Raw genomic sequence first — 19866 nt, 5'->3', positions numbered from 1 at the left:
AACGGTAAGCAACCAAAGGTCGCCATCGTCGCCGTGGCCCGAAAGATTATGACCATCCTCAGCGCCATGCTTCGACACAACCAACCCTGGTATCCAGACAAAGCCTGAAAACACAGTTGCTCATCCGTCTCGGCGCTGCGCGCCGATCCACCTTCTCCCACAAGGGGGAGAAGGGAGAAAGGCTGGCGCTCCTCACCCCGCCAGCCGGCTCACCATATCGTGCTGGGCATAGGCGCGGCCGAAGCGGTTGGCGAGGAAGGCGTCGAGCGCGATCTCCTCCTGCTTGACGAAGCCGGTCGCCGGCAGCGAGCCGTCGGCCAGCATGTCGAGCACGGCGCAGATTCCGGAAGCCGTGGTGATCTGGATGGCGCTGCGCACCGTCTGGCCGACGCGCCTGGAGTAGATCTTGTTGGCGTAGGTCTCCTGCAGCAGACGGCCTTGTCTGCGGCCGGAGACGGTGACGAAGACGATGACCACGTCCTGCAGCGTCGCCGGCAAAGCACTTTCGAAAATGTCCTTCAGCACGTCGCGGCGGTGGCGGAGCCCGAGATCGTTGAGCAAAGCCTTCATGATCGCGGCATGGCCGGGATAGCGGATGGTGCGATAGTTCAGCGTGCGCACCTTGCCCTTCAGCGTCTCGGCCAAGGTGCCGAGCCCGCCGGAGGTGTTGAACGCCTCGTAGGTGACACCGTCGAGCGAGAACTCCTCGCGCTCTTCCAGCGGCGGCACTTCGACCAGCTCGCCTTCGACGATCGCCTCGCAAGGCTCGCAATATTCGTTGATGACGCCGTCGGTGCTCCAGGTCAGATTGTAGTTCAGCGCGTTGGACGGGTATTGCGGCAGCGCGCCAACGCGCATGCGCACGCTTTCCAGCGTGTCGAAGCGGCTGGCGAGGTCGTTGGCGACGATCGAGATGAAGCCCGGCGCCAGCCCGCATTGCGGGATGAAGGCGCTCTTGGCGGAACGGGCCAGCTCCTTGACGCGCCTGGTCGAGACGACATCCTCGGTGAGGTCGAGATAATGCACGCCGGCGCTGGCCGCCGCCTCGGCGATGCGCGTGGTGAGATGGAAGGGGGCGGCGCTCAGCACCGCGAACTTGCCGGTGAGCGCCGCCTCGAGCGCACCGACCGCCGCGATGTCGAGTTCGAGCGTCTCGACGCCATCGGGCACCTCGGCAGCAGTGAGCTGTGCCGCCGAGCGGTCGACGAGGGTGACCTGGTAGTCGCCCGTTTCAGCAAGCATTTCGGCGATGGTCGAGCCGATCTTGCCGGCCCCGACGATAACGATTTTGTTCATGGTCAAATTCCCCTGCGATCCGCGTTTACCGGAATCATCGCAGCTTGCCTGTCGAAAGGAAGCGTGGAATTCTGCAAAGTGAACCCTAACTTTTATCTATTTGCCGAAAGGATTCGTCGAAATGCTCAGTGATGCCGAACAGGCCCTGCTTTCGCTGCTGCGCGCCAACGCGCGCGCCTCGACGGCCGAACTGGCGCGGCAACTCGGCGTGTCGCGCACGACGGTGCAAAGCCGGATCGAGCGGCTGGAGCAGCGCGGCATCATCACGGGCTATGGCGTCAGGCTGTCGCCGGACTATGAGCAGGGGCTGGTCAGGGCACATGTGCTGCTCACCGTCACGCCCAAGCTCGCCGACAAAGTGGTGCGCGCCCTGCAGGCGCTGCCTCCCGTCAGGACGCTGCACTCGGTCAGCGGCAATTTCGACATGATCGTTATCGTCGACGCGCCGTCGATCCGCGACCTCGACACGCTGCTCGACCAGATCGGCGCCATGGACGGGGTCGAGCGGACCGCCTCGTCGATCATCCTGTCGACGCGAATCGATCGGTGAGGCGGCAGGCCGGTGCGAACGACCGCCAGCTTCTCAGGACTTGGGTTCCTCGCCTCCCGCAAGGCTGTGGGAGATAGCCACGAAGTGGGCGGAGAGGGGGCTTCGTAGGGCGGTCACCTCTCCCCACCTTCGTGGGGCGAGGAACCCAAGCTGGAAGGGGCCGCGTTCCTTCTGCCTTGGCACCACGGAAGCCCGCGCATTGTCCGGTCTTCAGTCGGCTAGTCAGGCCTTGGGAAAACTCACCACCACGGCGAGGCCGGGCTTACGGTCCTCAAGCGCGATGGTCGCGCCGTGCAGATCGGCGATGGCCCGGACGAGGCTGAGGCCAAGGCCGCTGCCTGGCGTCGATCGGCTGTGGTCCAGCCGGTAGAGCCGCTGAAACACTTTTTCGCGCTCGCCGGCGGGAATGCCGGGGCCGTTGTCGGCAACGCTGGCAAGGACGCGGTCACCCCGACGCGTCACCGCCAGTTCGATCGAGGTGCCGGCCGGGCAATGGCGCAGCGTGTTCTCCACCAGATTGGCGACCATCTGCGTCAGCAGTTCGCGATCGCCATGGACCCGGTCCACCATTTCGTTCAGCTGCGTGGGCGACAGCACCTTCCCGTCATCCTCGGCCACATCGGTGTAGATCTCGGCAATGGTCCGCAGGATCTCGCCGAGATCGACATCGGTGAAGCGCGCCTTGCGCGCGCCGGCCTCGATCTGGGCGATCCGCAGCAGCGCATCGAAGGTCTCGTTGATCTGGTGGCCTTCGGAACGCGCGTCGGCGAGATCGTCGGAGACGTCCTGGCGCCGCGCGGCCTTGTCGGCGGCGCTCTCCAGGATCATCTGCAACCGGTTGAGCGGCGTCTTCAAATCGTGCGCGATGTCGGCGCTGACCTGCTTCATGCCTTCGACCAGCGCCGACAGGCGATCGAGCGCGGCATTGACCTGGCTGGAGACGATGTCGATGTCGTCGTCCTTGCCGGTCAGCGGTATGCGGGTATCCAGCCGGCCATGCGAGACGTCAACCATGGTGGCGGCAATGCCGTCGAGACGGCGCTGGACGCGCGAGGCGAGCAGGGCGCCGCCGGTGACGGCCAGGCCGGTGATGATCAGGGTCGCCCAGCCGAAGCTCATCAGCATGATCGTTTCCAGCTCCTCCGTCTCGGAGAGGCTGAAGGCGACGGTCAAGGTGTTGGCGCCGACCGAACCGGAGTAGGCGCGATATTCGGTCCCAGCGGGCAGGCCAGGCATCTCGGCGCCGAACATCGAGAAGCCGTCGGGAAGCCCGGCCGCGGTGAAGTTGCCGGCCAGGCGGTTACCGGCCGAGTCGGTCAGCGAAAACAGCTGCTCCTTCTTCGGGCTGAGCGTGGCGTGGCTCTCCACGGTCTCGACCAGCTCCTTGGGATCGTTGTCGGCATAGGCTGAGGCGATGACGGCGTAGGTTTCCTTGATGGTGTCGTCAAGCTGCTCGGCGAGATCGGCGCTCATCATCTGGTAGACGATCGCGCCCGCCAGCACGAAGGCCAGCATGAACAGGAAGGCGAATGTCAGGGCAAGCCGGAACGGCGTGCTGCGCAGCAGGCGGGTCCAGGTGGCGGTCATCTGAAGTTCGCGGTCATGGGAAATTCGCGGTCATCGGGATATCGCGATCACTGGGAGAGCGGCGCGTGCAGGCTATAGCCGGTGTTGCGGATGGTATGGATGAGCTGGGTTTCGAACGGCTTGTCGACCTTGGCCCGCAACCGGCTGATATGGGTCTCGACGACGCTGGTCTTGGGATCGAAATGAAAATCCCAGACGCGCTCCAGAAGCATGGTGCGGGTGATGACCCGGCCCTCGCCGCGCATCAGCACTTCGAGCAGGCTGAACTCCCTCGGCTGCAGGTCGATCGGCTGGCCCTGCCTGACGACGCGCCGCATGATGAGGTCCATCTCCAGGTCGGCAACCTTCAACACCGTCTTCTGCTCCTGCGCCGCCGGCCGCCGGCCGAGCGCATTGATGCGGGCGAGCAGCTCGGAAAAGGCGAAGGGCTTGACCAGATAGTCGTCGCCGCCGGCCTCGAGACCCTCGACGCGGTCGTCGATGCCGCCGACGGAGGTGAGGAAGATCGCCGGCGTGCGCACGCCCGCGGCGCGGACCGCCTTGACCATCGACAGGCCGTCGAGGCCGGGGATCATGCGGTCGGCGATGATCACGTCGTAGCCGCCGCTGGTCGCCGCGAAAAGCGCGTCATGACCGTCGCGCAGGAGGTCGCAGACATGGCCGGCCTCGGTCAGCCCCCTGACGACGTAATCGGCCGTCCTTTGGTCGTCCTCGACAAGAAGAAGTCGCATTGCTGTTCCGGTTGATTGCCGATGTCGGGGGCAGGCTATCACCGGCACGGGTTGGTTCCTAGGACCGCGGTGAAGCTGGCCGATCCCGCGGCGCTCGCCGCCTGGGTTCAATCCGAGTCCAGCAACATCTCGTCGAGCTCGTCGGCATTCTTTCTCAGCGTCATGTAGAGAACCAGGGCGACGATGCAGCCGAGGAAGACCAGGCTGGTGAAGGTGGTGCCGAAGCCGAGGCCGCCATATTCGACGGGCCGCGACAGCCAATCGCCGAAGGACGCGCCAAGCGGCCGCGTCAGGATGTAGGCGAGCCAGAAGGCCAGGATGCCGTCCAGACGGAGCAGATAGTAGGCGAGAGCGATGAGCGCGATGACGCCGCCGAACAGCACGCCCGTGGTCAGATAGCCCATGTCGAAGCTCTCGGCGACCAGATCGCCGGCGGCGGTGCCGAGCGAGAAGGTGAAGAGGATCGCCAGCCAGTAGAAGATCTCGCGCCGGGTCGTGAAGATGGTGTGGATCGACAGCGTCCGTTCGGCTGCGTACCAGACCGCGAACGTCGCCGCGAGCACGACGCTGAAAGCAATCGTGGTCGTTTCGAGACGCACGCCGAAAGTGTCGACGAGATTGTCGGTGATCAGCGTGCCGACGACGCTGATCAGCACCACCGCCAGCCAGTAGGCCCAGGGCACGTAGCGCTTCTGCGCGAACTGGACGGCAAGGGCGACGATCAGGACGCCGGTCATGATCAGCGAGGTGACGGTCAGCCCAAGACCGAGGTTGACGGCGAGATAGTCGGCCGCCGTCTCGCCCATGGTGACGGCCATCAGCTTGATCAGCCAGAAATCGAGAGTGACGTCGGGAACCCTGTTTTGGTTTGGTGCGGTGGGAAGCGCGAGCATGGCAGATATCCCGATGTCGATGGTTGCGGTGGCGATCCGGCATCCGGACAATAGGCAAGCGGCTTCACCCCAGCCTGTCCGCTGGCATACAAATTCGTAAGGATCGCCGTCGTTGACGCAAAAGGCCTTTACGAAAGCCTCGCGGTGCGCTGATAGAAGGCGAGCGCCTTGTATCCGCCATCAATGGCGTGCCCCAGTGGCCGGGCTCGCACGGAGCGCCCCAGGAAAACCCGAATGACCTACGCCTCCCTCAAGCCGGTTTCGAAGGCTTTCGATCAGCGCAAGCGGCTGATTTTCATCCGCATCGCGGCGGCGCTGGCGGTGCTGCTCCTGTTCCTGACCAAACCGGCGCTCAGCGAAGGCTCGGATGGGCACGAAACGCTCGAACTGGTCGGCTTCTGCCTGGTGCTGATCTGCGTCGTCGGCCGGCTGTGGAGCATCCTCTATGTCGGCGGCAAGAAGAATGAGGAGCTGGTTTCGACGGGACCGTTCTCGATGAGCCAGAACCCGCTCTACTTCTTCTCGACGGTCGGCGCGGTCGGCATCGGCCTGCTCTACGGCTCGCTGGTGGCCGCCGCCGCCCTTGGCGTTGCCAGCTTCCTCATCTTCCGCGTCACGGCGCGCAAGGAAGCCGAATATCTCCTGGGCAAGTTCGGCGCGGCCTATACAGCCTATATCAAGGCGACGCCCCGGTTCTGGCCGAACCCGCTGCTCTACCGCGACAATGACGAGCTGCGGTTCTCGACGCGCGCGCTGCGGCGCACCTTCTTTGACGGACTCTATTTCCTCGCCATCTTCCCGGCCATCGAGCTTATCGAGTATTTGCGGGAGACCGGCGTGATGTTCCCGGCCTTCGTCACGCTTTACTGATCGGCTAGCCGCCCAGCGGATAGGGCATGTAGCCGACGAAGCCTGATATCTTCCAGTTCGCCCCGACCTTCCGGCAGAAATACAGCGTCTGCCATTTCAGCCGGTCGACGCTGCCATCCGCCTTGGCGACGCTGCCGTCGAACTTCTTGTGCAGCACGGCGCGGTCGCCGTCGACATCGATGTCGCGCAGATTGGTGACGCGAAACAGCGCCTCGCGCAGCGGCTCGGCGAATTTGGTCGCCGCCGTCTCCTTGGCCTGGCGCAGCCACTCGTCGCGATAGATTTCCAGCCTGGGGAATTGCAGCCGCCAGGCATCGGCGTTGGCTAGGAAATGCGCGTGCATGCCAAAGAAGCTCTCGGCGACGAAGTCGTTCTCGACCATGGACCAGTCCTGGCCGATGAAGGCGTCGATGTCGCGCCGCACCAGCATCTCCCACAGCGCGTGGCGGTCGGCGTCGCCTGAAGGAAACGGGTTCTTGTCGAAGGTCATTGTCGGGGTCTCCGTCTCGCAAGGGCGTCTGTCCGTCGTGGCGTCGAGCCCGTCCGGCAAGCGCGTACGATGCAAGCGCTTCTGTAATAAAGCAACACGGATTTCGAAGAATGTTGCTTTCCAACAAAGCCCCTATCGGGATCGCCCCGATCGCGGTAAATCTCCCCCCAAAGCGGGTGCCGCCTCGGTGCCTCGCCGCGTCATCGGAGGAGCCATCCCGTGCCCAAGCAGACTTTTGGAACGTCCCACGTGCCGCTGTCGCCCGCCGTGCGGGCCGGCGATTTCGTCTTTATCTCGGGCCAGGTTCCGGTCGGCGGCGACGGCATCGTGGTCAAGGGTGGCATCACGGAACAGACCGAGCAGGTGCTCGCCAACGTCAAGGCCGCGCTGGCGCTGGCCGGCTGCACGATGGACGACGTGGTCAAGACCACTGTCTGGCTGGAGGATGCGCGCGACTTCGGTGCCTTCAACGCGGTCTATGCCAGGCATTTTCCAAAGAATCCGCCGGCGCGAACCACGGTCGAATCGCGGCTGATGATCGACATCAAGATCGAAGTCGAGGCCGTCGCGTACAGGCCGGCCTGAAAGACGAAGCAACAAGGCGGAGGCATCTCCATGCAATTCGACCTCCTGCTGAAGGGCGGACGGCTGATCGATCCGGCGTCCGGCATCGACGCACCACGCGATGTCGCCATCGCCAATGGCCGAGTCGCCGCGGTCGACGCCGACATCCCCGTGACCAGCGCCGCGCAGGTGGTCGATGCGACCGGTTGCATCGTCGCGCCCGGTCTCGTCGACCTGCACAGCCACGTCTATTGGGGCGGCACCTCGCTCGGCGTCGATGCCGACCGGCTCGCCGCGAAAAGCGGAACCACCACCTTCATCGATGCCGGCAGCGCCGGTGCGGGCAATTTTCTCGGCTTCCGCCGCCATGTCATGGAGCGCTCGAAGGTGCGCATCCTGGCCTATGTCAACATTTCCTTTGCCGGCATTTTCGGCTTCTCGCAGACGGTGTCGGTCGGCGAATGCAGCGATCTCCGGCTTTGCGAGCCGCGCGAGGTGGTGGCCGCGGCGCGCGAGCACGCCGACGTCGTGGTCGGCGTCAAGGTCCGCTCCGGCAAGCATGCAGGCGGCACCAGCGGCATCGCGCCGGTGGATCTGGCGCTGGAGGCCGCCGACAAAGCCGGACTGCCGCTGATGGCGCATATAGATGAGCCGCCACCCGGCCGCTCCGAAGTGCTGCCGCGCCTGCGCCGGGGCGACATCCTCACCCATTGCTTCCGGCCGTTTCCCAACGCGCCGGTCTTCGCTTCCGGCGCGGTGCGGCCCGACATGCGGCTGGCGCGCGAACGCGGCGTCATCTTCGATCTCGGCCATGGCATGGGTTCGTTCGACTTCGACGTCGCGCGCGCCATGCTGGCCGAGGGGCTGGCGCCCGACGTCATTTCGAGCGACGTGCATCTCTACTGCGTCGACGGGCCGGCCTTCGACATTCTGGTCTGCATGTCGAAGCTGATGGCGCTCGGCATGCCGGTGGCCGAGGTCTTGCGCGCGGCGACGCAAGCGCCGGCGCGGGCGATCGCCCGGCCGGACCTCGGCACGCTGGCGGTCGGTACCGTCGGCGACGTCGCCGTGCTGCGGCAACGCCCAGGCCGCTTCACCTTCGTCGATGCGGTTGGCGCCTCGCTCACCGCCGATCAGCGGCTGGTATCGGAAGGCATCGTCATCGGCGGCACCTGGTGGCCGAACGAAGCGGTCAACGATGTCGGCGAAACCGAGCGTTTCGCGGCGCATGCGCGACATACGCATGTCGAGGTGGCGGCCCGGCATTTCGGGCACCGGCATGAATGATCAGCCAATCTCCCCCTCGTGGGGGAGATGCCCGGCAGGGCAGAGGGGGGCGCGAAGGAACGCAAACCCTGGCCATCCTGCGACCTGCAAAGAACCTGTGCCAAGCGCAATTGCAATCGGCTGAGAGGCCGGCGGGACAGCGCCCCCCTCTGGCCTGCCGGCCATCTCCCCCACGAGGGGGGAGATCAGCAGCTTCACTGCCTGGCGTTACTAGGCTTGCCATAAACCGGCGTATCGATCCCTTCCATCCGCGCCTTGATCTGCAGCGCGACATACTTCGAATAAAATCGCGACAGGGCCAGATTGCCGCCGTGGAACCATAGGGCTTCCTGTGCGGTCGGTTTCCACATGTTGCGCAATTCGCCTTGCCAGGGGCCGGGGTCGCCCTTGACGCCGGAGCCGAGGCCCCAGCAGGGGCCGACCTTGTCGGCGACCTCGCGCGAGACAAGCGCCGCCACATTCTCGTTCATCGACTGGTAGCCGGTGCAGGCGACGATGGCGTCGGCCTCGAGTTCGCTGCCGTCCTCGAACAGGATGCCTTTCGGCGTCAGTGATTTGATGGCGACGCCGCTGCGGATGCCGACCTTGCCGTCGATGATCAGGTCCGAAGCCCCGACATCGATGTAGTAACCGGAGCCGGTGCGGTAGGCCTTCATCAGCAGGCCGGTTTCGTCGTCGCCGAAATCCAGCGCGAAACCTGAAGCGGCGAGCCGTTCATAGAAAGCGGCGTCGCGCGCGCGGATGACGTCGTAGAGCGCGCGCTGGCCCTTGGGCACCAGCGCGAACGGCGTCGAGGCGACGATCATGTCGGCCTTTTCGGTGGTGATGCCGCGCGCCAGCGCATCCTCCGAAAAGATCTCGAAGCCGACCTGCATCAGCGTGTCCGACTTGACCACGGTGGTCGGCGAGCGCTGGATCATGGTGACGTCGGCGCCGCTCTCCCAGAGATCGACGCAGACGTCATGCCCGGAGCTGGCCGCGCCGATGACAGCGACCTTTTTGCCGCGGAATTTCTCGCCACTGGCATACTGGCTGGAATGCAGCAGTTCGCCCTTGAACTGGTCCGCGCCGGGCAGCTCGATCTTGCGCGGCGGACCATAGGCGCCGGTGGCAAAGACGATATGCTTCGGCTTCAGCGTGATGCGCTGGCCGACGCGATCGACCACCACGGTCCATTCTTTCTCCGCCTCGTCGTAACTGGCGCTGAGGCACCTGGTGGCGACCCAGTAATTCAGCTCCATGACGCGCGTGTACATTTCCAGCCAGTCGCCCATCTTGTCCTTGGGCGTGAAGACGGGCCAGTTGTCGGGGAAGGGAATGTAAGGCAGATGGTCGTACCAGACCGGATCGTGCAGCACGAGGGTGCGATAGCGGTTGCGCCAGGAATCGCCCGGCCTTGCGTTCTTCTCGATAATAATGGTGGGCACGCCGAGCTGACGCAGCCGTGCGCCGAGCATGATGCCGCCCTGGCCGCCGCCGATGACCAGGCAATAGGGCTGCTCCGAGACGCCGAGCTCGCGCGTCTCGCGTGCCCGCGCCTCCGACCAAGTCTCGCGCTGGGGGTCGGCCTTGTGGCGTACGCCGAGCGGCCGCGCCGGTCCCTTGCGCTCCTCGAACCCCCTGAGGTCGGTCATCGCCGTGAACAGGGTGCGGCAGCGCCCATCGCGCAGCCGCATGATGCCCTGGCCGGAAGCCACGGCGGTCTCAAAGGTGAACCAGGCTTCGATCGTGCCTTCGTCCGAGGTCGCCTCGCCAGTGATCCGCCATGCCGTTGGCTTGGTGGTCGCCAGCGTTGACTTGAGCATGGCGATAATGGCCTCGCGGCCTTCCATCGTCGTGACGTTCCAGGTGAAGGTCAGCAGGTCGCGCCAGTAGCAATCGTCGACGAAGAGGTTGGCCGCGGCGAGCGCATCGCCGGCTGCCAGCGCTTGCGCCAGGGAGTCGAGCCATGCGGTGGCCTGTTTCGTCGGTGCTATTTCGAGCATTTCTTCCCTCTTTCTTCTTCCTTCTCCCCTTGTGGGAGAAGGTGGATCGGCGCGCAGCGCCGAGACGGATGAGGGGTGCGCCACGGGGTGCCGTCGGTGCCAAGCTGGAACACCCCTCATCCGTCGCCTTCGGCGACACCTTCTCCCACAAGGGGAGAAGGAAGAACGCCTCATCAATCTCCGAGCGGCTCCATTTCCTTGCCCGTGCGGTGGATCTGGGCGTTGTACTTGATGCGGCGGACCGTCTCGCGGGCGGAGCCGTCGAGCTTGTAGGCCGAGGCCACCGCCAAAAGGTCGATCATTGCCAGGAAGGCATAGCGCGAGGCGGTCGGCTTCAGCGTGTCGGGATATTCGGGCACGGCGACCGTCAGCCTGACGTCGCAGGCGCGGGCGAGCTCGGTGTCGGGCGCCGTCACGGCGATCCCGTTGGCGCGGTAGTGCTTGGCGAGTTCGACGGCCTCGATCACTTCGCGCGTTCGCCCGGTCGCCGAGATGGCGATCACCAGGTCGCCAGGCTTCAGCGTCGAGGCGGTCATGCGCATCAGATAGGGGTCGCATTGGGCGCTGATCGAGATGCCATAGCGAAACAGCCGGTACTGGGTTTCCTGCGCCAGCGCCGAAGAGCTGCCGCCGAGCCCGAACACGGTGACCTGCCGGGCCCGGGCGATCAGCTCGGCTGCCTTTTCCAGCTCACCCGGATCGAGCTGCCGCTCGGCCTCCTGCAGTGCCCGGCGCGCTTCGCCGAACACCGCGTTCCAGAACGGCATGCCGGTGTCGCCCTCCCTGGCCGGCGAGGTGTCCAGATAGAGCGCGCCGACGACGAGGCTCTGTGCCAGCTTCAGTTTGAAGTCGCGCACGCCCTCGCAGCCGATGGCGCGGCAGAAACGGGTCACCGTCGGCTCGCTGACGCCGGCGCGCTGGGCAAGGGCGGCGTTGGAGGCGTCGACGGCGTATTTGACATTTTCGAGCACGACATCGGCGACGCGGCGTTCGGCCGGGCGCAATTCCGCGTAGGAATCCTTGACGAGCGAGATGATGTCGGGAATGCGCCGGACAGGCTCGCCCCCGGCTCCCTCTTCGTCCGCGATCGGATGGCTGGCAGCTTCGGTCATGAAGGCGGTCTTCCCTAGCCCGTTTTCGACCTGACCTCTTATCATGTTTGCACGCCGTCGTTCCATGCGCCCGGCACTGTTGCAACCGATGCGTGCCGCAAGGACGGCACCGCGTGCGCTTGTCTAACTATGTAGGAAAGCAACACGGATTTCAAGGCAAAGAAAATATCATAAAAACAACCGGCTAACACATATCCTAGATTCTGATGATACGCTTACCACCACCGGCGCTTGACAGCAAAGTAGGATAGTTACACACTGATTTCTGGCAGTCTGCCGACCTATTGGATCATCACGCAATCTCCGAGGGGCGGATGAACGCGGGCGAAGCAACAACGCCGAAGCTTGGCGTGCAGGCAGCGACCAAGATCTATCACACGGCGTCAGGCGACCTCCTGGCGCTGGACCGCTGCAGCCTCGACGTCAGGGCCAATGAAATCGTCTCGATCGTCGGCCCGTCGGGCTGTGGCAAGACCACGCTGCTGTGGTCAATGTCGGGCTTGCACAGCCTGACCAGCGGCGAAATCCGGCTCGACGGCAAGGCGATCACCGGGCCGCATCCCGATATCGGTATCGTTTTCCAGGAAGCCAACCTTTTGCCGTGGCGCAATCTCGACGCCAACATCCGCTTTCCCTTCGAGATCAAGGGCGAAAAACCCGACCGCGCCTGGATCGCGCATCTCCTGAACCGCGTCGGTCTCGACGGCTTCGGCGGGAAGTTCCCGCGCGAGCTCTCGGGCGGCATGCAGCAGCGGGCTGCGATCGTGCGGGCGCTGGCGCTGAAGCCTTCGGTGCTGTTGATGGACGAGCCGTTCGGCGCGCTCGACAGCTTTACCCGCGAGGAGATGAACCGGCTGGTCGAGGAGATCTGGCTCGACACCAAGACCACCATCGTCTTCATCACCCACTCGATCGAGGAAGCGATTTTTCTCTCCGACCGCGTGGTCGTGCTGAGCGCGCGGCCGGGCAAAGTCGCCAAGGAATATCGCGTGCCGTTCGCGCGGCCGCGTTCGCTGGAGATCATGGCGACGAAGGAGGTTTTCGACCTCACCAACCGGATCAAGATGGACATTGTCGGCGAGCGCACCAGGCCGAAGGCGCCGGAACGCCCGAGTGCCGAGATCGTGAGGATCAGGCCGTGAGCGACGCCATTCCCGAATTCTCCAAGTCGAAATCAGGTGATGGACAGGATGTCAGCCTGAGCAACCTTTCGGCCTTCGCCAGTGGCCCCGGCATCAAGTCGGGCAAGGAGGTGGCGGCCATCCTCGCCGTCGCCGTCATCATCATCGGCGGCATCGAACTGGCGCTGCGGCTGTTTCACGTGCCGCTCTACATCATGCCGCCGCCGAGCTCGATCGGCTATGCGCTGTTCGACGAGTTTCCGCTGATCGCGCCGCATCTTGGCTACACGCTGGTCGAGCTGGTGTCCGGCTTTGCCATCGGCGCGGTGATCGGGCTGGTGCTCTCCGCCGTCATCACCCAGTTCCCCTTCGCGGAAAAGATCGTCGCGCCCTACATATTGCTGCTCGTCACCACGCCGATGCTGGCGCTGGTGCCGCTTTTGATCCTGCGCTTCGGTTTCGGCTACACGCCGCGTATCATCGCGGTGGCGCTGGCAGCCGGGCCGATGGTGATGATCAACGCCGCCACCGGCTTCCGCCGCGTCGACAGCGCCAAGATCGCGCTGGCACGATCCTACGGCGCCAGCACCTTGCAGATCTTCTGGAAGATCCGCGCGCCGATGGCGCTGCCGATGATCCTGGTCGGGCTGATGATCGGCGCCATCTTCGGCCTGCTCACGGCGGTCGGCGCCGAGATGGTCGGCGGCGGCTTCGGCCTCGGCAACCGGCTCACCACCTATTCGTCGATGATCCAGATGCCGCAATTCTTCGCCGTGGTGCTGATCCTGTCGATGCTGGGCATCCTGATCTACGTGCTGTTCTTCCTCATCGGCAAGAAATGGGCGAGCTGGGAGGCTTGAAGCAGAGGGCAATGACCGCGCCCCGGAGACGGGCGACTGACCAACATCAAACAAAAAGGGGAATGCCATGACCAACGACAATTTCATCCACAAGGCGGGAATGAGCCGCCGTACCTTCCTGCAGGTCACCGGCGCCGGGTTGGTGACGGCGACCGCGCTCGGCGCGTCGGGCCTCGAGGCCAAGGCCGAGGCCTATGGAAAATTCACCTGGATCTCGCCGCGCGGCACGCTCGAAGTGCTCGACGACTATCCCTACTGGGCGGCCAAGAAGGCCGGCTATTTCGATGGGCTCGACACCGACATGCAGCCGGGACCGTCCGACGGCACGGCAACGGTGAAGTTCGTCGATGTCGGCCAGGCCGACATGGGCTTTCCCTCGCCCGGCGTGTTCTCCTTCGCCATCCAGAACGGCATGAAGCTGAAGTCGGTGTTCCACATGGGCGCGCGCGACACGTTCTCCATCGCCTTCCGCAAGGGCGAGGGCTCGAACGACCTGAAGAAGCTCGAAGGCAAGACCATCCTGCTCGGTTCCGCCGCCTGGCAGTCGATCACCGATCCGCTGCTGGCCGCGCAAGGCGTCGACATCAAGAAGGTCAAATATGTCGAGGCCGGTTGGCCGACCTGGGGCACCGCGCTTGCCGGCGGCCAGGGCGACGCGGCGCTGTCATGGGAAGGCTTGCGCGCAGAATGGATCGCCAAGGGTCTCGACTTCGAATACTGGCTCGGCGTGAAGAACTCCAAGCTGCCCGCCAACACCTTCGTCGTGCGCGCCGCCGACCTCGCCGATCCCGACAAGAAGGCATTCCTGGAAAAGTACCTGCGCGGCTGGGCGATGGGCCTGGAGTTCGGGTATCAAAATCCGCGCGCGGCGGTCGAGGCGGTGTTCGAGCAGTTCCCGACGCTGGCCAAGAATCTCGGGCCGGAACTCGGCACCACCTCGATCCTGCAGCAGATCAACGTCTTCCGTGGCGACATGGACAAGCGCGGCGGCTGGGGCTCGCACGACATGGCGAGCTGGCAGGGCTTCTTCGACGAGATCCACAAGATCGGCCAGATCACCAATCCGGTGAAGGCCGAGGATGTCTGCACCAACGACCTGATCCCGGCCGCTAACGACTTCGACAAGGCCAAGGTCAAGGCTGATGCCGACGGCGTCAAACTGTCGGAAGGCTTCGCCGCGCTCGATGTCGAGAAGATCAAGGCGCATCTGTTCGATTCGGCGGTGAAGTAGCACCGGCAATTGCCGAAGTCGGCGCCGCCCCTCACCTGCCTGCCGGCGTCCTCTCCCCGTATAGTGACGGGGAGAGGGGCGCTCGCGTCGATGATTTCGCCAATCGCTAACGTTGCGGCCAGCTACTTTCTCCCCGTCACTATACGGGGAGAAATGCCCGGCAGGGCAATGAGGGGCGGCGCCAACCTGGCGTGATTTGCTCTGGACGAAGCAACAAGGGCGGCAGCGCGCCGCGCACGATTCAATCAGGAACGGGAGGCAGTAGTGGCCGACAAGGTAAAAGTGCTGGTGGTGGGTCTCGGCAATATGGGTGCGTCGCACGCCAGCGCCTATCACCGCTCCGAGGGTTTTCAGATCGTCGGCATCATGAGCCGCTCGATCAAGAGCAACACCAAGATCCCAGCCGAACTTGCCGGCTATCCGCTCTACGAAGATTTCGACGTGGCGCTGAAGGAGACCAAGCCGGACGCCGTCTCGATCAACAGCTGGCCCAACACGCATGCCGAATACGCGCTGAAGGCGATCGCGGCCAACTGCCATGTGTTCATGGAAAAGCCGCTCGCGACCAACATCCAGGATGCCGAGAAGGTGGTGGCCGCCGCGCGGGCGAAAAACCGCAAGCTGGTGCTCGGCTATATCCTGCGCGTCCATCCCTCGTGGATCAAATTCATCGAGGTCGGCAAAACGTTGGGAAAGCCGCTGGTGATGCGCCTCAACCTCAACCAGCAGAGCAGCGGCAGCGCGTGGCACTGGCACAAGAACCTGATCGATTCGCTGATCCCGATCGTCGATTGCGGCGTGCACTATGTCGACGTCATGTGCCAGCTGACCGGCGCGAAGCCGGTCCGCGTGCACGGCATCGGCGCCAAATTGTGGGCAGAGGCCGACAAGCAGAATTACGGCCACCTGCACGTCACCTTCGACGACGGCTCGGTCGGCTGGTACGAGGCCGGCTGGGGGCCGATGATGAGCGAGACGGCCTATTTCGTGAAGGACGTCGTCGGGCCGAAGGGTGCGGTGTCGATCGTCGCCGGGCAAGCCGCCAGCACCGCTTCCGACGCTGAAGTGTCGAACTCCGCCGACATCGATCGCCACACCAAGACCGATGCGCTCAAGATCCACTATGCCGCGGTCGACGGCGACAAGAATTTCAAGAAACCGGACGAGATCGTCAGCATGGAGGACGAGCCCGGCCATCAGGAATTGTGCGACCGCGAGCAGGCCTTCTTCCTGAGCGCTATCCGCGAGGACCTCGATCTGACCGAGCAGATGGACGCGGCGGTCAACAGCTTGCGCATCGTGCTCGCGGCGGAACAGAGCATCGAGCTGGGGCGGACGGTCGAGCTGGGCTGACGCAAATCCGGCCGCTGGCGCTGGAGGAGGTGCCGGCACGGCCTGATCTTCCAGGGCAAAGATTGGAGCCTCCACAGGGACAATCGTTTCAGGTTCGCGCTGCCCCTCATTGCCCTGCCGGGCATTTCTCCCCGTATAGGGACGGGGAGAAAAACGCGGTCGCTGATGATTTCGCCAATCACCAGCGTTGCAGAAAGAGCGCCGACGATCGCGACAGCCTCCTTCTCCCCGTCACTATACGGGGAGAAGGTGCCGGCAGGCGGATGAGGGGCAGTGCCAACGTCGGCAATTGGCATCGAGAATTGGGAGAGAGACATGATCACCGACAGCCTGTTGAAAACCTACGCCGAGTCCGATGCGCTCGGCCTGGCCAGCTTGGTGCGTGGCGGCCAGGTTTCGCCGGCGGAGCTGGTCGAGGCGGCGATCACACTGGTCGAGCGGTTGAATCCGGCGCTTAACGCAGTCATCCACCGCCTCTACGACATGGCGCGCGCCCAGGCGCGGACAGTCGACACATCGGCACCCTTTGCCGGCGTACCATTCCTGCTCAAGGAACTGGCCTCGTCCTGGAAAGGCGCGCCGAACACCAATTCCTGCCTCTATCTGAAAGACGTCGTCGCCGACTTCGACACCGAAGTCGTTCGCCGCATGAAGGCGGCGGGACTGGTGCTGGTCGGCAAGTCGAACGCGCCCGAAAACGGCTGGTCGATCACGACGGAGCCAAAACTCTACGGCACGACGAAGAACCCGTGGAAGGAAGGCATCACGCCCGGTGGATCGAGCGGCGGCGCGGCGGCGGCCATCGCCTCGCGCATGGTGCCGATCGCGGAAGCAAGCGACGGCGCCGGCTCGATCCGCATTCCCGCCTCCTGTTGTGGCATTGTGGGCCTGAAGCCGTCGCGTGGCCGCGTCAGCCTCGCGCCATTCGGCGACTATTGGTATGGCGGCGCCTATTTTCTCTGCTGCTCGCGCACGGTGCGCGACACGGCGGCCTATCTCGACGCCGTCGCCGGCGCGTTGCCCGGCGAGCCCTATACGCCGCCGGTGCCGGATGCGTCCTGGCTCAGCCTGTCGGCGAGCGCGCCGAAGAGATTGCGCATCGGCTTCACCGTCACGCCGCCCAACGGCACGGCCATGGATCCGGAGGTGAAGGCTGCGGTGCTGGCGACCGTGGCGACGTTGGAGCGGCTTGGCCATGATGTCGACGAGCACGACATGCCGCTCGATGCCAACGGCGTGTGGACGACCTACACCAACATGACCTGCGTGCAGACGGCGGCGACCTTCGACTATCTCGAAACGGTGATCGGCCGGCCGGTAACGCCTGGCGATGTCGAGGCGGTGACCTGGGCGATCATCGAGCGCGGCCGCGCCACCAGCGGCATCAGGCACATCTGCGATGTCGAGCAGCTCAGGCAGGTCGGCCGCGACATTGTCGGCGACCTCAATGGCTATGATCTTTTCGTCACGCCCACCTTGACGCAATTGCCGCGCTCGTTCGGCTATTACGACATGTCGGAGACGGACATCGACCGCTACAACGCCAAATGGACGGACGCCGTCTTTGCCTTCCCGTTCAACATTTCAGGCCAGCCAGCGATCTCGCTGCCGCTCGGCTGGTCGAAAGGCGGCGTGCCGATCGGCGTGCAGCTGGTCGGCCGCTACGGCGACGAGGCGACAGTGCTGGCGGCGTCGGCGCAGCTCGAAGAGGAAATGCCTTGGAGGGACAGGCGGCCGCCGGTGAGTGCTTAGCAGCCAAGGGCCTAAGCATCGGCGTTCGCGCTCTACGGCGCCCCCCTCTGGCCTGCCGGCCATCTCCCCCACGGGTGGGGAGATTGGCGGCTTCGGCGCCGGCTCCTCTTCTTGCCATGTTGAAGATTGGCGACGGCGGCTACGACAGTCGATCTCCCCCCTCGTGGGGGAGATGCCCGGTAAGGCAGAGGGGGGCGCCGTAGAGTGCCAACGGCGATAGGGACCGCTACCCAATCACCTCCAGCCGCCTCGGCAGCCGGTTCATGGCGACCGGTCCATCCGGCGTGATCAGGAACTGGTCCTCGAGGTTGAAACTGGCGAGGCCGTCGATGTAGAGCGGGATCTCGAAGGCCAGCACCATGCCTGGCTCGATCACGACATCGCTGCCGGCCGCGATGAACGGCCATTGTTCGGAAAAAACCGACTGGCCGACGCCGTGGCCGAAATGGCCGCGGCGGTAGGAGCGCAGGCCTTGCCGCGCCAGGCTGTTGGTGGCGACGCGATGCACATGGGCGAGTGTGTTTCCGGGGACAAGCTCGGCCAGGCCATTCTCGAAGGCGCGCTCGGCAATGGCGTGCAGCTCCGCCTGGTCCGCCGAGGGCGGGCCGAAGGTGAAGTTGCGCGACATGTCGGAGGCGTAGCCGCCGACCGTGCAGACCATGTCGCATTTCAGCGGATCGCCAGCCACGGCCCCGGCGTCCGCGCCCTTGGCCTGGGCGCCGAGCGTCACATATTCGGCCGTGATGACCGGATGCGAAAGCCCGGCCGCCGCCGTGGCGACGCCTTGCCGGTAGAGCGCGACGAGGTCGCCCTGGCGCATGCCGGCCATGGCATCGACCTGCAACCGCTCCAGGCCGGCCTCGGACAGGAGGATGCCTTGCCGCAGGAGGTCGATCTCGCGCTGCGACTTGACGGCGCGCAGCCGGTCCAGCACGGGCGAGCCGTCGACGACGGGGCAATCAGGCAGCAACGCCTGGATGGCGGCAAAATCGGCGGCGGCAATGAAGTCGAGGTCGAGGCCGAGCGTGGCGCGCTCCAGCCCGAAATCGAGAAGCATGGCTTGCAGCTGGCGCACTGAGCCGGCGAGATCGAAAGTGGCGGGCCGCGAGAAATCCGGCGCGCGGTCGAGCGAAGCCAGGCCAGCCTCGATACGCTCCGCCAGAGGAAGGCTGTGAGGCCCTGTCTCGACCGGCGCGGATTCGATCCAGATCGGGTGCGAACGCACAACCATTTCGGGCGCCGAGGTCCGCAGCTGCGCCGCGTTGAAGTCCGCGACCACGACGCCGATCGGCAGGTCCTGACGGGCGGGGATGACGACGAAGCCGGCGCCGGCGCGCCGGAACAGGCCGGCCGGGCCGATCGACGCGCCGGTCGCATAATGGAAGGCCTCGGGCGCGCAGAGCACCAGCGCCGCGATGCCGGCGCGTTGCATCAAATGTGTGGCGCGCTGGCGATCGACAAAGCCCGTCATGAAATTTCTCCATATGCCCGAACCGGCAACGGAGCATTAAGGGTGCGGACAATCAAGCGGCCGACAATGGCTACTTGATCGATTCCAGCTTGGTCAGCGCGGCGGTGAAGCCGGCCAGCGATACCGGGATGGTGACCGGCTTGCGGGTGACGGATTCCATGCCGATGTTCAGATTGGTTCCCGATTTCATCGCCTTGACCAGATCCGGCGGCAGCGGCGTGGCGGCATAGGCGCCGTTCTGGTCGCTGGTCTGGATGGCGATGGTCGTCTTCTGGCCCTGGTCGACCTGATAGCTGGCGCCGGACGGCAGGAACAGGCCGTGCGGCAAAGCGAGCAGCATGGCAAGGCTGCCATTGGCATTGTCGCGGCGCACCGTCACGGTGAGCACGCGCTGTCCTGTCTTGGCTTCGGTCAGGTTCTGCGACAGCTGGCATTGAAGCTCGGCGTTCGCCGAGCCGCTGGAGCAGTTCACCGCCCAGGGATTGGCGTCGGCCGGCTTGGGCGGGGCCGATTGGGGCTGGGCCGGTTGGGGCTGGGCCGGCTTGGCCGCGTCCTCGGCAAGTGCGGGTCCAGCGACCGACAGGATGAGCCACAGAGTGACAATACCTACGGCCAAGCCTGAAATATTAGCTCTCGCTAAAGCAACTGTCATATTCCTTGTGCCCCGGCTGGTATTCCCGCAGTACGGCTTGATACAACACTCCAACCCGGCC

Annotated in this window: 18 protein-coding genes and 1 pseudogene; 10 read left to right on the top strand and 9 right to left on the bottom strand. The window is 64.8% G+C overall.

Annotated features, from left to right (window positions below):
* Nucleotides 1-108 (top strand): annotated as a pseudogene (locus tag EN824_RS36310) (IS110 family transposase); the annotation flags it as partial.
* Between the two features lie 84 nt (nt 109-192).
* On the opposite strand, the gene EN824_RS31675 reads toward EN824_RS36310, so the two are convergent.
* Entirely contained in the window at nt 193-1296 is a 1104-nt protein-coding gene (locus tag EN824_RS31675; RefSeq protein ID WP_135933075.1) for a saccharopine dehydrogenase family protein, read from the bottom strand.
* Between the two features lie 121 nt (nt 1297-1417).
* On the opposite strand from EN824_RS31675, the gene EN824_RS31670 reads away from it, so the two are divergent.
* Nucleotides 1418-1846, top strand: a complete 429-nt coding sequence (locus EN824_RS31670; protein ID WP_135883966.1) for an Lrp/AsnC family transcriptional regulator — start codon at nt 1418-1420, stop codon at nt 1844-1846.
* Between the two features lie 222 nt (nt 1847-2068).
* On the opposite strand, the gene EN824_RS31665 is transcribed toward EN824_RS31670, so the two are convergent.
* From EN824_RS31665 to EN824_RS31655, 3 genes are all read right to left on the bottom strand, one after another.
* Complete coding sequence (locus EN824_RS31665) at nt 2069-3433, bottom strand: ATP-binding protein (protein ID WP_135933074.1); 1365 nt, start codon at nt 3431-3433, stop codon at nt 2069-2071.
* Between the two features lie 47 nt (nt 3434-3480).
* Nucleotides 3481-4164 (bottom strand): winged helix-turn-helix domain-containing protein, encoded by a 684-nt coding sequence (locus tag EN824_RS31660; RefSeq protein ID WP_135933073.1) that lies wholly within the window; start codon nt 4162-4164, stop codon nt 3481-3483.
* Between the two features lie 107 nt (nt 4165-4271).
* Nucleotides 4272-5057 carry a hypothetical protein gene (locus EN824_RS31655; RefSeq protein WP_135933072.1) on the bottom strand — a complete coding sequence of 262 codons (786 nt, stop codon included), beginning with the start codon at nt 5055-5057 and terminating at the stop codon, nt 4272-4274.
* 234 nt (nt 5058-5291) lie between these two features.
* On the opposite strand from EN824_RS31655, the gene EN824_RS31650 reads away from it, so the two are divergent.
* On the top strand, nt 5292-5927 hold the full coding sequence (locus EN824_RS31650; protein ID WP_135867731.1) for an isoprenylcysteine carboxylmethyltransferase family protein: 636 nt from the start codon (nt 5292-5294) through the stop codon (nt 5925-5927).
* 4 nt (nt 5928-5931) lie between these two features.
* On the opposite strand, the gene EN824_RS31645 is transcribed toward EN824_RS31650, so the two are convergent.
* On the bottom strand, nt 5932-6417 hold the full coding sequence (locus EN824_RS31645; RefSeq protein WP_127873604.1) for a hypothetical protein: 486 nt from the start codon (nt 6415-6417) through the stop codon (nt 5932-5934).
* Between the two features lie 219 nt (nt 6418-6636).
* Here EN824_RS31645 and EN824_RS31640 point away from each other — a divergent pair, with 219 nt between their 5' ends.
* Nucleotides 6637-7002, top strand: a complete 366-nt coding sequence (locus tag EN824_RS31640) for a RidA family protein (RefSeq protein WP_127873603.1) — start codon at nt 6637-6639, stop codon at nt 7000-7002.
* Between the two features lie 30 nt (nt 7003-7032).
* On the top strand, nt 7033-8268 hold the full coding sequence (locus EN824_RS31635) for an amidohydrolase/deacetylase family metallohydrolase (RefSeq protein WP_135867730.1): 1236 nt from the start codon (nt 7033-7035) through the stop codon (nt 8266-8268).
* 194 nt (nt 8269-8462) lie between these two features.
* On the opposite strand, the gene EN824_RS31625 is transcribed toward EN824_RS31635, so the two are convergent.
* Nucleotides 8463-10253: an NAD(P)/FAD-dependent oxidoreductase gene (locus EN824_RS31625; RefSeq protein ID WP_135867736.1), complete on the bottom strand. Its 1791-nt coding sequence runs from the start codon at nt 10251-10253 to the stop codon at nt 8463-8465.
* Nucleotides 10254-10426: 173 nt separating this feature from the next.
* Nucleotides 10427-11365: a MurR/RpiR family transcriptional regulator gene (locus EN824_RS31620; RefSeq protein WP_135867729.1), complete on the bottom strand. Its 939-nt coding sequence runs from the start codon at nt 11363-11365 to the stop codon at nt 10427-10429.
* Between the two features lie 314 nt (nt 11366-11679).
* Here EN824_RS31620 and EN824_RS31615 point away from each other — a divergent pair, with 314 nt between their 5' ends.
* The 5 genes from EN824_RS31615 (at nt 11680) to EN824_RS31585 (ending at nt 17682) form a co-directional block, all read left to right on the top strand.
* On the top strand, nt 11680-12507 hold the full coding sequence (locus EN824_RS31615) for an ABC transporter ATP-binding protein (protein WP_135867728.1): 828 nt from the start codon (nt 11680-11682) through the stop codon (nt 12505-12507).
* Nucleotides 12504-13346, top strand: a complete 843-nt coding sequence (locus tag EN824_RS31610) for an ABC transporter permease (protein WP_135867727.1) — start codon at nt 12504-12506, stop codon at nt 13344-13346. Before EN824_RS31615 ends, EN824_RS31610 begins: the two co-directional genes overlap by 4 nt.
* A 67-nt stretch (nt 13347-13413) precedes the next feature.
* Nucleotides 13414-14577, top strand: a complete 1164-nt coding sequence (locus tag EN824_RS31605) for an ABC transporter substrate-binding protein (RefSeq protein ID WP_135867726.1) — start codon at nt 13414-13416, stop codon at nt 14575-14577.
* Nucleotides 14578-14841: 264 nt separating this feature from the next.
* On the top strand, nt 14842-15930 hold the full coding sequence (locus tag EN824_RS31595; protein ID WP_135867725.1) for a Gfo/Idh/MocA family oxidoreductase: 1089 nt from the start codon (nt 14842-14844) through the stop codon (nt 15928-15930).
* Between the two features lie 315 nt (nt 15931-16245).
* Nucleotides 16246-17682, top strand: a complete 1437-nt coding sequence (locus tag EN824_RS31585; RefSeq protein WP_135933071.1) for an amidase — start codon at nt 16246-16248, stop codon at nt 17680-17682.
* Nucleotides 17683-17908: 226 nt separating this feature from the next.
* Here the strand turns inward: EN824_RS31585 and EN824_RS31575 are convergent, their stop codons facing one another.
* Nucleotides 17909-19153, bottom strand: coding sequence for a Xaa-Pro peptidase family protein (locus EN824_RS31575; RefSeq protein ID WP_135867722.1), 1245 nt, complete (start codon nt 19151-19153; stop codon nt 17909-17911).
* A gap of 70 nt (nt 19154-19223) precedes the next feature.
* On the bottom strand, nt 19224-19769 hold the full coding sequence (locus EN824_RS31570; RefSeq protein ID WP_245512167.1) for an invasion associated locus B family protein: 546 nt from the start codon (nt 19767-19769) through the stop codon (nt 19224-19226).
* Nucleotides 19770-19866 lie beyond the last annotated feature (97 nt).

Source organism: Mesorhizobium sp. M8A.F.Ca.ET.181.01.1.1 (assembly GCF_004792025.1).
In the GTDB taxonomy this organism is placed as follows: domain Bacteria; phylum Pseudomonadota; class Alphaproteobacteria; order Rhizobiales; family Rhizobiaceae; genus Mesorhizobium.
Note: the sequence above shows the minus strand (reverse complement) of the source record. Positions and strands in the feature narration are given on the sequence as shown.

What these genes read in the sequence shown, in the direction of transcription:
- EN824_RS31675 (WP_135933075.1), bottom strand. Translation starts at nt 1,296, where the DNA reads ATGAACAAAATCGTTATCGTCGGGGCCGGCAAGATCGGCTCGACCATC.
- EN824_RS31670 (WP_135883966.1), top strand. Translation starts at nt 1,418, where the DNA reads ATGCTCAGTGATGCCGAACAGGCCCTGCTTTCGCTGCTGCGCGCCAAC.
- EN824_RS31665 (WP_135933074.1), bottom strand. Translation starts at nt 3,433, where the DNA reads ATGACCGCCACCTGGACCCGCCTGCTGCGCAGCACGCCGTTCCGGCTT.
- EN824_RS31660 (WP_135933073.1), bottom strand. Translation starts at nt 4,164, where the DNA reads ATGCGACTTCTTCTTGTCGAGGACGACCAAAGGACGGCCGATTACGTC.
- EN824_RS31655 (WP_135933072.1), bottom strand. Translation starts at nt 5,057, where the DNA reads ATGCTCGCGCTTCCCACCGCACCAAACCAAAACAGGGTTCCCGACGTC.
- EN824_RS31650 (WP_135867731.1), top strand. Translation starts at nt 5,292, where the DNA reads ATGACCTACGCCTCCCTCAAGCCGGTTTCGAAGGCTTTCGATCAGCGC.
- EN824_RS31645 (WP_127873604.1), bottom strand. Translation starts at nt 6,417, where the DNA reads ATGACCTTCGACAAGAACCCGTTTCCTTCAGGCGACGCCGACCGCCAC.
- EN824_RS31635 (WP_135867730.1), top strand. Translation starts at nt 7,033, where the DNA reads ATGCAATTCGACCTCCTGCTGAAGGGCGGACGGCTGATCGATCCGGCG.
- EN824_RS31625 (WP_135867736.1), bottom strand. Translation starts at nt 10,253, where the DNA reads ATGCTCGAAATAGCACCGACGAAACAGGCCACCGCATGGCTCGACTCC.
- EN824_RS31620 (WP_135867729.1), bottom strand. Translation starts at nt 11,365, where the DNA reads ATGACCGAAGCTGCCAGCCATCCGATCGCGGACGAAGAGGGAGCCGGG.
- EN824_RS31615 (WP_135867728.1), top strand. Translation starts at nt 11,680, where the DNA reads ATGAACGCGGGCGAAGCAACAACGCCGAAGCTTGGCGTGCAGGCAGCG.
- EN824_RS31605 (WP_135867726.1), top strand. Translation starts at nt 13,414, where the DNA reads ATGACCAACGACAATTTCATCCACAAGGCGGGAATGAGCCGCCGTACC.
- EN824_RS31585 (WP_135933071.1), top strand. Translation starts at nt 16,246, where the DNA reads ATGATCACCGACAGCCTGTTGAAAACCTACGCCGAGTCCGATGCGCTC.
- EN824_RS31575 (WP_135867722.1), bottom strand. Translation starts at nt 19,153, where the DNA reads ATGACGGGCTTTGTCGATCGCCAGCGCGCCACACATTTGATGCAACGC.